The organism is Actinomadura chokoriensis (assembly GCF_041463665.1).
In the GTDB taxonomy this organism is placed as follows: Bacteria; Actinomycetota; Actinomycetes; order Streptosporangiales; family Streptosporangiaceae; genus Spirillospora; species Spirillospora chokoriensis_A.
On the sequence record NZ_JAXCEJ010000023.1, the window covers coordinates 42,719 to 55,992 of the forward strand.

13 protein-coding genes are annotated in these 13,274 nt (G+C 72.9%); 5 read left to right on the plus strand and 8 right to left on the minus strand.

Annotated features, from left to right (window positions below; all coding sequences use genetic code 11):
• Positions 1 to 61 precede the first annotated feature (61 nt).
• Positions 62 to 811: a gamma-glutamyl-gamma-aminobutyrate hydrolase family protein gene (locus SM418_RS29280; RefSeq protein WP_371944307.1), complete on the minus strand. Its 750-nt coding sequence runs from the start codon at positions 809 to 811 to the stop codon at positions 62 to 64.
• Positions 812 to 1,363: 552 nt separating this feature from the next.
• Between SM418_RS29280 and SM418_RS29285 the strand changes: the two genes are divergently transcribed.
• Positions 1,364 to 2,566 carry a globin domain-containing protein gene (locus tag SM418_RS29285; protein ID WP_371944306.1) on the plus strand — a complete coding sequence of 401 codons (1,203 nt, stop codon included), beginning with the start codon at positions 1,364 to 1,366 and terminating at the stop codon, positions 2,564 to 2,566.
• Here SM418_RS29285 and SM418_RS29290 read toward each other — a convergent pair.
• On the minus strand, positions 2,481 to 3,281 hold the full coding sequence (locus SM418_RS29290; protein WP_371944305.1) for a helix-turn-helix domain-containing protein: 801 nt from the start codon (positions 3,279 to 3,281) through the stop codon (positions 2,481 to 2,483). The two genes, SM418_RS29285 and SM418_RS29290, sit on opposite strands and share 86 nt — an antisense overlap.
• Positions 3,282 to 3,392: 111 nt before the next feature.
• On the opposite strand from SM418_RS29290, the gene SM418_RS29295 reads away from it, so the two are divergent.
• Positions 3,393 to 3,797 carry a PaaI family thioesterase gene (locus SM418_RS29295; protein ID WP_371944304.1) on the plus strand — a complete coding sequence of 135 codons (405 nt, stop codon included), beginning with the start codon at positions 3,393 to 3,395 and terminating at the stop codon, positions 3,795 to 3,797.
• Positions 3,798 to 3,817: 20 nt separating this feature from the next.
• On the opposite strand, the gene SM418_RS29300 is transcribed toward SM418_RS29295, so the two are convergent.
• Positions 3,818 to 4,519, minus strand: coding sequence for a dienelactone hydrolase family protein (locus tag SM418_RS29300; RefSeq protein WP_371944303.1), 702 nt, complete (start codon positions 4,517 to 4,519; stop codon positions 3,818 to 3,820).
• A 121-nt stretch (positions 4,520 to 4,640) separates the two neighbouring features.
• A complete protein-coding gene (gene thyX / locus SM418_RS29305; RefSeq protein ID WP_371944302.1) occupies positions 4,641 to 5,372 on the minus strand; it encodes an FAD-dependent thymidylate synthase in 732 nt (243 codons plus the stop codon).
• Positions 5,373 to 5,570: 198 nt separating this feature from the next.
• Between thyX and SM418_RS29310 the strand changes: the two genes are divergently transcribed.
• The gene (locus tag SM418_RS29310) at positions 5,571 to 6,572 is read left to right on the plus strand and encodes a helix-turn-helix transcriptional regulator (protein ID WP_371944347.1); all 1,002 of its coding nucleotides are present in this window, start codon (positions 5,571 to 5,573) and stop codon (positions 6,570 to 6,572) included.
• Here SM418_RS29310 and SM418_RS29315 read toward each other — a convergent pair.
• The 3 genes from SM418_RS29315 to SM418_RS29325 all read right to left on the minus strand — a co-directional run bounded on the left by SM418_RS29315 (position 6,556) and on the right by SM418_RS29325 (position 10,175).
• Entirely contained in the window at positions 6,556 to 7,473 is a 918-nt protein-coding gene (locus tag SM418_RS29315; protein WP_371944301.1) for an SDR family oxidoreductase, read from the minus strand. The two genes, SM418_RS29310 and SM418_RS29315, sit on opposite strands and share 17 nt — an antisense overlap.
• 72 nt (positions 7,474 to 7,545) lie before the next feature.
• Entirely contained in the window at positions 7,546 to 7,692 is a 147-nt protein-coding gene (locus SM418_RS29320) for a GPGG-motif small membrane protein (RefSeq protein ID WP_165959128.1), read from the minus strand.
• Between the two features lie 260 nt (positions 7,693 to 7,952).
• Positions 7,953 to 10,175, minus strand: coding sequence for an anthranilate synthase component I (locus tag SM418_RS29325; protein WP_371944300.1), 2,223 nt, complete (start codon positions 10,173 to 10,175; stop codon positions 7,953 to 7,955).
• Between the two features lie 498 nt (positions 10,176 to 10,673).
• Here SM418_RS29325 and SM418_RS29330 point away from each other — a divergent pair, with 498 nt between their 5' ends.
• Both SM418_RS29330 and mctP read left to right on the plus strand, forming a co-directional pair.
• Positions 10,674 to 10,919 (plus strand): DUF3311 domain-containing protein, encoded by a 246-nt coding sequence (locus SM418_RS29330; RefSeq protein ID WP_371944299.1) that lies wholly within the window; start codon positions 10,674 to 10,676, stop codon positions 10,917 to 10,919.
• Between the two features lie 3 nt (positions 10,920 to 10,922).
• The gene (mctP, locus tag SM418_RS29335; protein WP_371944298.1) at positions 10,923 to 12,533 is read left to right on the plus strand and encodes a monocarboxylate uptake permease MctP; all 1,611 of its coding nucleotides are present in this window, start codon (positions 10,923 to 10,925) and stop codon (positions 12,531 to 12,533) included.
• Positions 12,534 to 12,572: 39 nt separating this feature from the next.
• Here mctP and SM418_RS29340 read toward each other — a convergent pair whose 3' ends face one another.
• The gene (locus SM418_RS29340; RefSeq protein ID WP_371944297.1) at positions 12,573 to 13,220 is read right to left on the minus strand and encodes a TetR family transcriptional regulator; all 648 of its coding nucleotides are present in this window, start codon (positions 13,218 to 13,220) and stop codon (positions 12,573 to 12,575) included.
• Positions 13,221 to 13,274: the final 54 nt, after the last annotated feature.

Here is a 13,274-nt window from a genome sequence, read left to right on the forward strand (position 1 = left end):
TCCGGGCTTGTGGCGGTTTCTCCGGGGTCGCCTTCCCCGGAACCGGAGCGTCAATCCCGGGTCAGCGGCCGGCGGCCTCCGCGACGAGCGCCTCGAACAGGCGCTTGTCGTCGCCCTCCTCGGGGTGCCACTGCACGGCGAGGCCGAAGCGGTGGCCCTGCAGCTCGACGGCCTCCACGACCTGGTCCCGCGCCCAGGCCACGGCCGTCAGGCCCTTGCCGAGCCGTCCGACCGCCTGATGGTGGTAGGTGGGGACGTCGGCCGCGTCGCCCAGGATCTTGCCGACCAGGCTGGTCGCGCTGATCTGCACCGGGTGCGAGCCGACGATGCCGGTCTCCGGGGCGTGGTCCTCGTGCCCGACGGCCTCCGGCAGGTGCTGGATGAGGGCGCCGCCGCGGGCGACGTTCAGCACCTGCATGCCCCGGCAGATCGCCAGGAACGGCAGGTCCGCGGCCACGATCGCGCGGACGAGCGCCAGCTCGAACCGGTCGCGCTGGGGCTGCGGCGGCCCGGTCTGCCGGTGCCGGGACGCGCCGTACAGGCTGGGGTCGACGTCGCCGCCGCCGGCCAGCACGATGCCGTCGAGCCGCGCGACCAGGGCGTCCACCCCGCGCAGGCTCGCCGTCGGGGGCAGCAGCACCGGGGTTCCGCCGGCCCGCTCGACCGAGCGCGCGTAGGGCGCGGGCAGGAGCGCGGCCTCGCGCACCCACACCCCCCAGCGGGCCGGCTCCTGGTAGGTGGTGATGCCGATGAGCGGCGGCGCGCCGGCCTCGGCGGCGGGGCCGGGAGCCCCGCGGACGGCCTCGGACATTTGCCTGTCTCCCCCTCTGCTGAGCACTGGCCACAGGACGGCACCCTCTATGGACGATCTGCCGGTTCGGCCGCGCCTCATGGCGCCCCGCCCACCCCCTGAGCCGCCCCGCCCTCGGCCTTTCTCCCGGCCAGCTTGCCCCACGTGGCGGGTCCGCGCAGGCCGAAGCGGCCAGATCGCCACCGCGACGACCCGCCGCGACGACCCACTACGACGACCGGGTGCGGGCGGACCGGGGCCGGGCCGCGGCGAAGAAATCCGGAATCTTCCACCGGGGAGTGCTTTCCTCCCCCATGCCCGACCCGCTCTTCAGCCGCCGTTCGCCCGCCCATCGATACCGATCAGTATGCGTGCCCTTTCCGGGGGTCGTCCGGTAACGCGGAATCCCCGTCCGGTCACGCAGCGCATCGATCGCAGCCCGCCCGCGGAGGCCCGCTTGAGGAGCCGCCGGATCCGGCGAGAGAATCTCATAAAGCCGGGCGCCGGTCCGCCGCGACCGCCGGTGCCGGGCCCCGGAAGGCCCAGGGGAGTGGGCCGGAAGCGAGCTCGGACATGCCACCGGAACCCCGTACCGTCAAGCTGTGCTTCGCCCGGCTCGAAGCCGACCCGGCGCGTGCCACGAGCTTTTTCTACGGCCGCCTCTTCGCGGCCGAGCCGCAGCTGCGCGCCCTCTTCCCGCCCGCGATGGGCCACCAGCGCGACCGGTTCTTCCACGCGCTCCTGCGGATCGTGTGGAGCCAGGACGACCCCGGCGAACTCGCCGACCACCTCGGCGGGCTCGGCCGCGGCCACCGCAGGTACGGCGTGCTGCGCGAGCACTACGCCGCCGTCGGCGCCGCGCTCACCGCCACGCTGCGCGTCTTCGCCGCCGACGTGTGGACGGACGAGGCCGAGGACGCCTGGGCCGCCGCCTACCGGCACGCCGCCGACACCATGATCGGCGCCGCCGAGCGGGACGCCGCGCAGGCCCCGCCGTGGTGGGCCGCCGAGGTCACCGGGCACGACCGCCGCGCCCCCGACCTCGCGGTGGTCACCCTGCGCCCCGAGCGGCCGCTCCCCTTCGCCCCCGGGCAGCACGTCGGCGTGCAGACCGCCCGCTGGCCCCGGGTGTGGCGCCGCTACTCGATCGCGAACGCGCCCCGGCCGGACGGGACGCTGCGGCTGCACGTCCGGGCCCGTCCCGGCGGCTGGGTGAGCGGGGCGCTGGTCCGCTGCACCTCCCCCGGCGACAGCGTGCTGCTCGGCCCGGCGGAGGGCGCGATGACCCTCGACCCGGACGCGGACCGCGAGCTGCTCCTGGTCGGCGGCGGCACCGGGCTCGCCCCCATGAAGGCCCTGGCCGAGGAGGCCGCCGGGTCCGGCCGCGCCGTCCGCCTCCTGGTCGCGGCCCGCACCCCGGACGGCCTCTACGACCTGCCCGACCTGCGGCTGCTGGAGGCGGCCTGCCCGCGGCTGCGGGTTCTCCCCGTCCTGTCCCGATCACCGGGGGCCGGCGCGCTGAGCGGTCGCGTGCCCGACGTCCTGCCCGGCCTCCTGGACGACGCCGGCGGCCTCGCCGCCTACGTCGCCGGGCCCGCCCCGCTGGTCCGGGGAACGGTCACCGCGCTGCAGCGGCTCGGCGTGCCGCTGCAGCGCGTCCACCACGACCTGCTCACGGCCGACGACCCGGTCACCAGCCGGCCCGCTCCCGCAGGAACGCCGTCGTCGTCGCGTCCGCCGGATAGAACGACTCGATCGCGAGCTCCGCGACCGTGATGTCGACCGGCGTGCCGAACGTCGCGATCGTGCTGAAGAACGAGAGCTCCCGGCCGTCCACCCGCATCCGCAGCGGGATGAAGACGTCGTGCCCGGAGGGCGGGGCGCTCGCCTCGCCGACGTCCCGGGCGTAGCTCCGCATCTCCTGGTAGAGCTGGGTGAGCGACGCGTCCGCCGTCAGCGCCACATGCCGCCGCAACCGGTCGACCATGTGGGCGCACCACTCGGCCAGGTTCAGGATGTTCTTCGCCATCCCGTCGGGATGCATGCTGAGCCGCAGCACGTTCAGCGGCGGCTCCAGCAGCTCCGGCGGCGCGCCCTCCATGAAGAACGCGGCGGCGCCGTTGGCGTCGATGAGGTTCCAGAACCGGTCGACGACCACGGCGGGGTACGGCTCGTGCCCGGCCAGCACCTGCTTCAGCGCCGCCCGGACCGCGTCCATCTTCGGCTCCTCGATCGACGTCTCGTCGAACACCGGCGCGTACCCGGCCGACACCAGCAGCAGGTTGCGGTCGCGCAGCGGCACCTCCAGGTGCTCGGCGAGCCGCAGCACCATCTCCCGGCTCGGCGCCGACCGCCCCGTCTCCACGAAGCTCAGATGCCGGGTCGACACGTCCGCCTCCGACGCCAGCTCCAGCTGGCTCAGCCGCCGCCGCTGCCGCCAGGCCCGCAGCTCGTCCCCGATGGGTCGCACATCACTCAACGCCGTGGTCACGTGCTGGACGCTACCGGCTCCGCGATCACTCCGGCGATTACGTCCGGGGTAATGGACGCCGTGAGGGCCCGGCCGCCAGGGTGGGCCCGAGACGTTCGCCGAGGAGGCTCCATGACCACCGGGCTCACCCCCGACCAGCTGACCGACGCCATGCCGTTCGCCCGCGCGCTCGGCGTGCGGATCGACACCGCCGCGCCGGACGAGGTGACCGGCCGGCTGGGCTGGGCCCCGGACCGCTGCACCGCCGGCGGCCTCCTGCACGGCGGCGCCGTCATGGCGCTCGCCGACACCCTCGGCGCCGCCTGCGCCTTCCTCAACCTTCCGCCGGACACGTCCACGACGACGCTGGAGTCGAAGACCAACTTCTTCCGCGGGGTCAGGGACGGATGCGTCAAGGGAGTCGCGCACCCGCTGCACACCGGCCGCACGTCCATCGTCGTCCAGACCGACCTCTACGACGCCGCCGGCCGCCGGGTCGCCCAGGTGACCCAGACCCAGGCCGTCCTGCGCTCCTGATCGGCCGCAGGCGACTGCCTTTACGTTGTAGATTTTTTGGAGAGGTATTCGCCGAAGAAGGCGAAGAGGCGGTCCCAGGCGTCGGCGGAGTTCTCCCGGCCCCGGCCGAGGCCGAAGACGATCTTGGCGACCGGGCCGAGCGGGGGCGGCGGGGTGAACTCCGTGAGGAAGCTGTGACCGGTCGCCGGGTACTCCTTCACGTCGTGGGGGACGCCGGCGGTCGTGAGGGCCCGTTCCAGCTTGGCCGCGGCGCCGCGGAGCGTGTGATCGGCGCCGCCGTAGCTGCCGACGATCGGGCACGCGCCGCGCAGCGACTCCGCCGGGCGGCGCGGCAGGATGCCGTAGTTGGCGGCGGCGGCCTTGAAGTCGTACTTGGCCGCCGCGACCAGCGCGAACCCGCCGCCCATGCAGAAGCCGCACACGCCCACGTCGCCGGAGCAGTCGTCGCGTCCCGCGAGCCAGGCGCGGGCCGCCTCGATGTGGTCGTAGGTGGGGCCGCGCTGGGCGCGCATGTCGCGCATCGCCTTGGTGACGCACCGCACCCAGGGCGCCCCGTCGTAAAGGTCCGGCAGGACGGCGAGGTATCCCCGCGCGGCGAACCGGTCGGCCTGGGCGCGCATGTCCGCGTTCGCGCCCATCGCCTCGAAGACGATGACGACGCCCGGCCAGGGCCCCTCGCCCTCGGGGGCGGCGAGGTACCCGGGCAGCTCTCGCGCGCCCACCGGAATCACAATGTCAGACATAACGCCCGATGATTCCGCAGGCATACACCGTACGCCTAGACCCAAGCCGGAGCCGCGGGCCCGCCCGCCGGCGCGGCCGAAGGTCGCGTGCGTACCGCCCCTACGGGCAGACGCGGCCGTTGGCCTCGAAGGCGGCGTGGGTCAGCGGCATGAGCTTCGCCCACTCCTCCTCCATCAACTCGGCGACCATCTCGATCTCGCGCTGCGGGAACGAGGGGAAGGTGGCGTCCTCCCGCTTGACGCGCAGGGAGAGGAAGTTCATCAAGGCGCGCGCGTTGCAGGTCACGTACATCGAGGAGTAGAGCCCGACCGGAAGGACGCTCCTCGCCACCTCGCGCGCGACGCCCGCGTCCAGCATCTCCGTGTAGGCGCGGTAAGCCTGCCGGTAGCTCTCCTTCGTGACCTCAGTGACGGTCTTGTGCTGCTCGGGGGTTCCGTCGACGAACACGTACTTGCCCGGCTTGCCCTCCTGGACCAGTTTCCGGTCCGGTCCGGGCACGTAGAAGACCGGTTCCAGCCTGCGGTAGCGGCCGCTCTCCTCGTTGAAGGAGAACGTCCGGTGCCGCATCTGCTCGCGGAACACGAAGATCGGCGCCTTGACGTAGAAGGTCATCGAGGAGTGCTCGAACGGGGTGCCGTGCCTGTCCCGCATCAGGAAGTTGATGAGGCCCTTGGAGCGTTCCGGGTCGGCCTCCACCTCCGCCAGCGAGTTCTCCCCCTTGGTCGACACGCGCGCCGCCCAGAGCACGTCGGCGTCCGACGCGGCGGATTTGATCAGCTCCACCACCACGTCGCTGCGGAACTCGATCTCCATGGCCTGTTCGTCCGCCATCGGCCTCCCCCTTCATCTCGCCTGACCCGCCCCCGCAACCTTAGTGGCGGCCGCCGACAGCCGCCGCCGAGGCCGCCCGCAGGCCGCGCGACTCGACGCCGGCGGCGCGACACGGGTCCCCTGGGCCGGGCTCGGAAGGCGGGCGGGGACGGGGGCCCGCCGCGGAGGCATCGGGAAAGCTGCGGCAGGATGGTGTCCGTGCGTGCGGCCCGGCTGATCTCCATGGTGCTGCTCCTGCAGGCGCGGGAGACGATGACGGCGGGCGAGCTGGCCCGCGAGCTGGAGGTCTCCGAGCGCACCGTGTACCGGGACATGGAGGCGCTGTCGGCGGCCGGCGTCCCGGTCTACGCCGACCAGGGACGCGGCGGCGGGTACCGGCTCGTCGGGGGGTACCGGACGCGGTTGACCGGGCTCACCCGCGAGGAGGCCGAGGCGCTGTTCCTGTCCGGCCTGCCCGGTCCGGCCGGTGACATGGGACGCGCCGGCGCCCTGGCCGCCGCCGAGCTGAAGCTCCTCGCGGCGCTGCCCGCCGCGCTGCGGGACGCGCCCGCTCGGGCGAGCCAGCGGTTCCTGCTGGACGCGCCGGGCTGGTTCGGCCGGAGCGGGCCGCCGCCGCTGCTGCGCGACCTCGCCCGCGCGGTCTGGCAGGACGAGACCGTCGAGCTGCGCTACCGCCGCGGGGACACCGAGGTGGCCCGGACGGCCGAGCCGTACGCGCTCGTCCTGAAGAACGGCACCTGGTACCTGGTCGCGCGCGTCGGCGGCGGCTTCCGCACCTATCGCGTCGACCGCGTCGGAGAGGTCGGCGCGACCGGGGCCGTCTTCGACCGGGACGAGGGGTTCGATCTCGCCGCGCACTGGCGCGAGGAGGCGGCGGCGTTCGTGCGCTCGATGCTGCGCGAGGAGGTCACCGTGCGGCTCTCCCCCGCCGGGGTGCGGATGCTGCGGTACGCGGTCGAGCCGCACGCGGCCCGCCGCGCGGAGCAGGACGCGGGAGATCCCGACGAGGGCGGCCGCGTGGTGACCACGCTGCCGGTCGAGTCGATGGCCGTCGCGGCGTCGGAGCTGATGCGGCTCGGCGCGGAGGCCGAGGTCCTCGCGCCGCCGGAGCTGCGGGCGCGGATGGCGGAGAACGCCGCCCGCCTGGCCGAGCTGTACGGCCCGCCCGCCGCCCCCGGTCCGGCTACCGGTAGCCGGTGACGTCGGCCGGGCGGCCCGCGTGCACCACCTCGTCGAGGTAGCGCCACATGTCGGGGCGGCTGCCGTCGGTGTCGGTGAAGCCGTAGACCTGGGCCAGCCCGCCGCTGGAGAGGGCCTGCCCGTTCCAGCGGGCCCGCTCGGGGTCGGCGGCGAGCGCCGCGACGGCGCGGCCGGTGAAGGCGGGCGACTCGGCCATGGCGAAGTGCGGGTCCTTCGCGGCCCCCTCCCGCCAGGTGGCCTCGGTGACGCCGAAGTGTTCGAGCATCGCCTCCGAGCGCAGCCATCCCGGCGTCAGCGCGACGGCGGTGCCCCCGAAGGGCGCGATCTCCTCGGACTGGGCGAGCGCCATCCGGATCACGGCGGTCTTCACGATGTCGTAGAAGTAGCCGCACTCACCGCGGTACTTCGCGTTGTACTCGGCGGTCCCGTCGGTCATCTCGACGACGAGCCCGCCCGGCTCGCGGATCAGCAGCGGCAGGGCGTGGTGGCTGGTGATGGCGTGGGTGTCGAGCGCCAGCCGGAACATGCGCAGCCCGTCCTCGAGCGACTGCTCCCACAGGCGCTTCCCGAACTCGAAGAGGCGGTCCGATCCCCAGATGTCGTTGACGAGGACGTCCAGCCGGCCGCGCTCGCCGTCGATGCGGCGGACGAGCGCGGCGACCTGGCCGGGGTCGAGGTGGTCGACCTGGACGGCGATGCCCTCGCCGCCCGCGGCCGTCACCAGGTCCGCGGTGTCCTGGATGGTCTCGGGACGGTCCATCTCCGATCGCTGCGACCGGGTGGACCGTCCCGTCACGTACACGGTCGCCCCTGCGGCGCCGAGCTCGGCGGCGATGCCGCGGCCGGCGCCGCGTGCGCCACCGGCGACCAGTGCTGTCTTTCCTGTCAGTGCACGGCTCATGGGGACGATGGTGGCACCGAAACCTGACAGTTCACGTCAGGTTTCACGTCCCCGGCCGCGCGGTCGGACGGGTCAAGTGAAGATGCTCACGCCGCCGGGGCCGACGAGCAGGCCGACGACGATCAGGACGATGCCCCAGAGGAGATCGCGACGGGCGAGGATCACGTAGATACCGGCGATCACCAGGATCACGGCGATGAGCCAGAGGATAGTCATCATGACCCCCGGCGTCCCCCAGGAGGACGCCAAGAAACCGCAACTCCGTATCGGATGACCGAATTATTCGTTATGGACGGGGAAGGGGGACGGCCCCTCCCCCGTCCGGGATAACGGCGGTCACCGCGCCGCGGGCGTACGGCGCCGTGGGGCCGTGTCCACATCCTCCGCCGCGTCCCCGGCCGCCGCATCGGTCTCAGGGCCGGTTCCGCGCGCCCGTCCCTCGTGCTCGGGAACTAGGAGGACTCGGCTTCTGGAACGGTTCAACCGCGCGAACGGCTCAGCCGGAGCACGTTGGCGACGATCCGGTGCCCGGCGCCGCCCGCCGCGGTGAGGATCGACTCCGGGTGGAACTGCACGGCCCAGCGCCGCCGCTCCGGATCCTCGATCGCCATCACCACGTCCCCGGTCAGGGCCGTCACCTGGTACCCCTTCACCCGGTCCGGCGTCGCGTGCAGCGAGTGGTAGCGGGCGGCGGTGAACTCGTCCGGAAGCCCCTCGAACAGCCCGCCGCCGGTCACCTTGACCTGGCCGGGCTTGCCGTGGGACGGCTCGGGCAGCAGCGCCAGCTCGCCGCCCGCGTGCTCCACCATCGCCTGGAGGCCGAGGCAGACGCCGAAGACGGGCAGGTCGCGCTCGGCGAGGGCGTCCAGCAGCCCGCGGGTGGCGAAGTCCTCCGGACGCCCGGGGCCGGGCGACAGCACCACCAGGTCGGGGGCATGCTCGTCCAGCATCCGCACCGGGAAGCCGTGCCGCAGCGTGACCACGCCGGCGCCGTTCTGGCGGAAGTAGTCGGCGAGCGTGTTGACGAACGAGTCCTCGTGGTCGACGAGCAGCACCTTCAGGCCGTCCCCCGGCAGCGGGGGAAGCGGCGCCTCCTCGGACGCGGCCGCCCCGGCGCCCTGCTCGGACGCGGCGAGCGCGCCCAGCAGCGCGCTGGCCTTGAGGTGCGTCTCGCGCTCCTCCTCGGCCGGATCGGAGTCGTAGAGCAGCGTCGCCCCGGCCCGGACGGTCGCGACGCCGTCGCGGATCTGCGCCGTCCGCAGCGTCAGGCCGGTGTTCATCGACCCGTCGAACCCGACGCAGCCGACGGCGCCGCCGTACCAGCGGCGCGGCGAGTCCTCGTGGTCCTCGATGAACTGCATCGCCCACGTCTTCGGCGCGCCGGTGACGGTGACCGCCCACATGTGGGTGAGGAACGCGTCGAGCGCGTCGAAGCCCGGCCGCAGCCGGCCCTCGATGTGGTCGACGGTGTGGATCAGCCGGGAGTACATCTCGATCTGCCGGCGGCCGAGGACGCGCACGCTGCCGGGCACGCAGATCCGCGACTTGTCGTTGCGGTCGACGTCCGTGCACATCGTCAGCTCGGACTCGTCCTTGGCGGACGAAAGGATCGTGCGGATCTGCTCGGCGTCCTGCAGCGCGTCGGCGCCGCGCTTGATCGTCCCGGCGATCGGGCACGTCTCGACGCGGTCGCCGGAGACCCGGACGAACATCTCCGGCGACGCGCCGACCAGGTACTCGCCGTCGCCCAGGTTGAACATGAACTCGTACGGGGCCGGGTTGGTCTCCCGGAGCCGCTCGAAGAACGCGGCGGGCGAGTCGCAGCGCCCGTACATCGCGTGGCCCGGCGTGACCTCGAACAGGTCGCCGCGGACGAACTTCTCCTTGGCCTCCCGCACCATCCGCGCGTACACGCCGGGGACGGGCTGCGCCGGGAGTTCGGCCGCCCGCGCCGGCGCCGGCGTCGGCTCGGTGGCGCGCGGCAGCCCGGCGGTGCTCCTCGCACCGTCCTCCAGTCCCCGCCCGCCACCGGCCAGAGGACGAGCCCCGCTCGGCCCGCCGACCTCGAAGTCGTAGGAGATCCGGTGCGAGGTCTCGCGCTTGCGGTCCACGACGACCATCTCGTCGGCCAGGTGCAGGACGAGGTCGCGCTGGTCGTCCGGGCGCTCCAGCCGGGTGCGCAGCGGCTCGAACTGCAGCGACAGGTCGTAGCCGAACGCCCCGTACAGGCCGAGGTGCGGGTCGTCGCAGCCGAACAGGGCGACGACGGCGCGCAGGGCGGTGAAGACGGTCGGCTGGCGGCTGCGCTCCTCCTCGGGGAAGAACTCCTCCCCGGGCGGGACGAACACCTCGAACAGGGCCGCCTCGTCGGCGCGGACCTCGCCGGTGTCGCGGAGCACGGCGGCGACGGCGGGCAGGACGACCCGGCCGCGGTCGTTGAGGGCGCGCACCGCGACCGCCCGCCCGCGCGCGACGATCTCCAGGCAGGGATCGACGTAGGCCATGTGCCAGCGGCTGTAGCGGCCCGGATACTCCATGCCGGAGCTGAGCACGCCGCCGCGCCGCTCCCCCACGGCGGCGACGAGGGCGTTCAGCACATCGGACTTGCGCTCGGAGTCGACCGGGACGGCGGTACGGGTCACCCGTACGCCTCCGGCCGTGACGAACTCACTGGTCAGCGGCTGCTGTGGGACGGTCTCCACCGCGGTGGCCCCTCTATCGGGCCCCCACCGGACGGCGCACACGAGAAAGCGACCGCCGGTGAGGGCGGTCGCCTGGTCTGAGCATGCACGAACCGGCGCCGCCTCAGCGGCGCCACCACCACCGGTAGGTTGCGGTTCGCATTCGGCGAGATTACCACGGAAGCGACCTCGGGGGCCCGCCCGCGTCACCGGACCGGCGGCAGCCTCATGACCAGGAAGAACACCGGGTCCGAACTGCGCGGGGCCGGCCTTCTCGCGCTCGTCTGCGCCGGCACGAATCGGCCGGTGCCGGCCGACCTCTCTGACCGCTCATTGACATCCGGTCGAACCGAGCCTGACTCTCCCTTCCCGGATGGAACGATCCACCCAGTCGTGCTGTGACCGATATCACGTCGTGATTTTCGGACGGGTACTCTCGCCCGGCCGCACCACCGGGCACGGCACCGTCGCGAGATCCGGGCGGGCCGTGCGCGCGACGCACGACGAGGAGGACTCCCTTTGACTCCCGACACTCCGCGGGAACCGGCGTCGACGGAACCGCCACCCGCCACCCGCTCCGACCGCAGCGCCTGGAACTGGCTGCTGCTCGTCCCCATCGTGATCCCGCTGCTGACGTTCCTGTTCAACAGCGACGGCCCCCGGCTGGCCGGCTTCCCCGCCTTCTACTGGATCCAGCTCGCCTTCATCCCGCTCGGCGTGGCCTGCACGGTCATCGTCCACCAGCTGACGAAGAAGCGGAGCTGAGCCGTGGCGAGCGACCACCTCACCGAGATCGTCATCTTCACGCTGCTCTTCCTGCTGGTCAGCGGGATGGGCTTCGTCGCCGCCCGGTGGCGGCGCCCCGACACCATGCACAGCCTGGACGAGTGGGGCCTCGGCGGCCGCAGCTTCGGCAGCTGGGTCACCTGGTTCCTGATCGGCGGCGACCTCTACACCGCCTACACCTTCGTGGCCGTCCCGGCGCTGGTGTTCGGCGCGGGCGCGGCGGGCTTCTTCGCCGTCCCGTACACGATCATCGTGTACCCGCTGGTGTTCCTGTTCCTGATCAGGCTCTGGTCGGTGTCGCACGTGCACGGCTTCGTGACCCCGGCCGACTTCGTCCGGGCCAGGTTCGGCTCGCCGACGCTGGCGCTGCTGGTCGCGATCACCGGCATCGTCGCCACGATGCCCTACATCGCGCTGCAGCTCGTCGGCATCGAGGCCGTGCTCAAGACGATGGGCGTGAACGGCCACTGGCCCCTCGTCATCGCCTTCGTCGTCCTCGCGGCCTACACCTACCAGTCCGGGCTGCGGGCGCCGGCGCTGATCGCGTTCGTCAAGGACGTGCTGATCTACCTGGTCATCATCGTCGCGGTGCTGTACATCCCGTCCAAGCTCGGCGGCTGGGGCGGCATCTTCGACTCGGCGAAGGCCAAGTTCGAGGCGACGCCGGCGCCGGGCGACGGCATCACGATCGCCGGCAGCGGCCAGCTGAACTACGCGATGCTCGCGCTCGGCTCGGCGATGGCGCTGTTCCTGTACCCGCACAGCATCACCGGCGTGCTGGCCAGCCGGAACCGCACCGTGATCAGGCGGAACATGGCGGCGCTGCCCGCCTACAGCTTCGTGCTCGGCCTGATCGCGCTGCTCGGCTACATGGCCATCGCGGCCGGCGTGAAGCCGATCAGCACCGACGGCAAGCCCGACACCAACACCGCCGTCCCGGTGCTGTTCGACCACGTGTTCCCCGACTGGTTCGCGGGTGTCGCGTTCGCCGCCATCGGCATCGGCGCGCTCGTCCCCGCGGCCATCATGTCGATCGCGGCGGCGAACCTGTTCACCCGCAACATCTACAAGGAGTACCTGAAGCGGGACGCCACGGCGAAGCAGGAGGCCACGGTCAGCAAGCTGGTGTCGCTGGTCGTCAAGGCCGGCGCCGTGGTGTGCATCCTGGCGCTGGACCCGCAGTTCTCCATCGACCTGCAGCTCATCGGCGGAATCATCATCCTGCAGACGCTCCCGTCGGTGGGGCTCGGCCTGATGACGCGCTGGTTCCACCGCGGCGCGCTCATCGCGGGCTGGGCCGGCGGCATGATCGCGGGCCTGTGGATGCTGTACCAGATCCCGAACCCGGCGAAGGGCAAGGAGCACTTCGGCGGCTCGGCGTACCCGCTGAGCGATCTCGGCTTCGACACGCAGACGACGATCTACGCCGGCGTGCTCGCGCTCGCCGTCAACGTCGCCGTCGTGGTCATCGGCACGGTGGTCTGCAGGACGGCCGGGCTCGCGGACGGCGCGGACGCCACCCGCACGGGCGACTACTTCGCCGACGAGGGCGACGCCCGGGTCAAGGAACTGGATCTCACCGGGACCACCTGACCCGCCCTGCGTCGCCGGCCCCGCGGCCCGGCCGTCCCCTCAGCGGATGACCGGGCCGCCGGGCGTCCCGGCATCGCGGGCGCCGGACGCGGCGGCCGGCAGCCCGCCGAGGACGAGGTCGACGAGGCCGTCCACGACGGCCTCGCGCGGCACCTCATCGGCGTGGTCGAGCCACCAGTCGCCGGCGGTCTGCACCATGCCGACGATCGCGTGGCCCCACACGTAGCCTCGGGTGCGGTCGGCCATCTCGGCCTCGGCGATCATCACCTCGGCCAGCTCCCGGCTCACGTCGCGGATCATCGTGCTCATCGCGCTGTGCGTGGCGGTGTCCTCGGCGCTGGCCCGGTGCATCAGGAACCGGTAGAGGTTGAGGTTCTTGGAGATCGTCGCCAGGTAGGTGTCGATGGTGGAGCGGGTGCGGTCGCGGATCGGGTCGTCGCGGGAGAACTCGTCCCGGATGCCCTCGATCAGCTTGCGCGTGTGCCGTTCCGCCAGCGCCTGGTACAGCCCGCTCTTGTCGCCGAAGTGGCGGTAGAGGATCGGCTTGCTGATCCCCGCCTCCGCGGCGATCGCGGCCATCGACGCCTCCGGCCCCTCCCGCTGGATGACCTGGTCGGCGGCCTCCAGCAGCGCGCGGCGGCGACCGGGGTCGCGCCGCGATCCGGGCTTGCCGGCCGCAGTCGTCATGGACAGCACGCTACCGAGGGTGTTACCGGGTGACAACACCGGCTGGCCTGCACG

Coding starts and splice junctions, on each gene's coding strand:
- SM418_RS29280 (WP_371944307.1), bottom strand. CDS start 811: ATGTCCGAGGCCGTCCGCGGGGCTCCCGGCCCCGCCGCCGAGGCCGGC.
- SM418_RS29285 (WP_371944306.1), top strand. CDS start 1,364: ATGCCACCGGAACCCCGTACCGTCAAGCTGTGCTTCGCCCGGCTCGAA.
- SM418_RS29295 (WP_371944304.1), top strand. CDS start 3,393: ATGACCACCGGGCTCACCCCCGACCAGCTGACCGACGCCATGCCGTTC.
- thyX (WP_371944302.1), bottom strand. CDS start 5,372: ATGGCGGACGAACAGGCCATGGAGATCGAGTTCCGCAGCGACGTGGTG.
- SM418_RS29315 (WP_371944301.1), bottom strand. CDS start 7,473: ATGAGCCGTGCACTGACAGGAAAGACAGCACTGGTCGCCGGTGGCGCA.
- SM418_RS29320 (WP_165959128.1), bottom strand. CDS start 7,692: ATGATGACTATCCTCTGGCTCATCGCCGTGATCCTGGTGATCGCCGGT.
- SM418_RS29340 (WP_371944297.1), bottom strand. CDS start 13,220: ATGACGACTGCGGCCGGCAAGCCCGGATCGCGGCGCGACCCCGGTCGC.